Here is a 1,168-nt window from a genome sequence, read left to right on the forward strand (position 1 = left end):
ATATTTTGTCCACTTTACTGTTGACATACCGATTTTAATATTATACATATTAGGAGTTGTTTACGTTGGATAAAGCGACACGTGTACTAACGCTACTTACTCGTTTATTAAATGATGATGTAGTAAATACTTTTGAGTTTAGTAGAATTGCTGGGGTATCAAGCAAATCGATTCAAAGAGATATCAATGATTTAAATAATTTCTTTTATGAAAGTGATTATTGGAATAATAAACATACAAAAGTTGTATATAGTCGTAACTTAGATGGTTATCAACTTTCTAATGGCTCTTATTCGAAAAATAGTTTATCTTTATTAAGTTTATTAATTACAATTAAAAGTTTAACACCTATTCTACATAATAATGTATACAATTTATTCTTGGATGAAATTTCTAAAAATCGTTTAGAAGATAAATTTGTGTTAAAAAGTGTATTAAATCATTTTAATATACGTCCCGATATTTTACCTGGTGAACACCTTATGACTTTGCAAAAAAGTATCGCCAAAAAATTAATGGTACGTATTACTTTAGATAAAAAAATAGTCATAAAGCCTTTATCACTAATATATATGCATTATGACTATTGGTTTACATATGAATATCAAAATAATATTTATACTATTAAAGTTCGAGATATTCTTGATATCCGATTATTAGAATCAAAATTTGACGAAACCAAGAATAATAAACCTTTCAAATTTGAAATAGACAAATCTATTTGGAAACAATTTGAACAACAATATTCTATTCAAAAAATTTTAAAAAATGAAGGCAATAAAATTATTACCGAGGTATCATGCACTGATTTAGATGCCTATTATATCGCTTACCAACTTGCACCTTTAGCACGTATGTTAGCACCAAAGTCTTATATCAATAGCTTTATTAATCGTTTAGAAACAATAAAAGGTCTATATAGTTAAAGGAGATGAAAATATTGAATAAGGAACAAACATTGCATGATTTAGGATTTTTAATTAATGCACATCAAAAAATCATAGCTGAACAAGATACTATATGTGCTTGTAGAAATACAATAGCCAATGAAAAAGAAGCAATCAATTATAAACATCGTCGCAAGCAAAGGCTCATATTAAATTGGATATGTCTTCCGCTATTATTTTTTACTTTTATAGGTTGGAAATTTTTCATCATTCTTTTGATT

At 26.4% G+C, this 1,168-nt stretch carries 2 protein-coding genes; both read left to right on the top strand.

The genetic code is table 11. The features are described from left to right. Positions 1–65: 65 nt before the first annotated feature. The gene (locus tag CD150_RS13020) at positions 66–926 is read left to right on the top strand and encodes a WYL domain-containing protein (protein ID WP_103161662.1); all 861 of its coding nucleotides are present in this window, start codon (positions 66–68) and stop codon (positions 924–926) included. 14 nt (positions 927–940) lie between these two features. Next, on the top strand, positions 941–1,168 hold a 228-nt coding region (locus CD150_RS13025), incomplete at its 3' end, for a hypothetical protein (protein WP_142382344.1).

Source organism: Staphylococcus ureilyticus (assembly GCF_002902235.1).
In the GTDB taxonomy this organism is placed as follows: Bacteria; Bacillota; Bacilli; order Staphylococcales; family Staphylococcaceae; genus Staphylococcus; species Staphylococcus ureilyticus.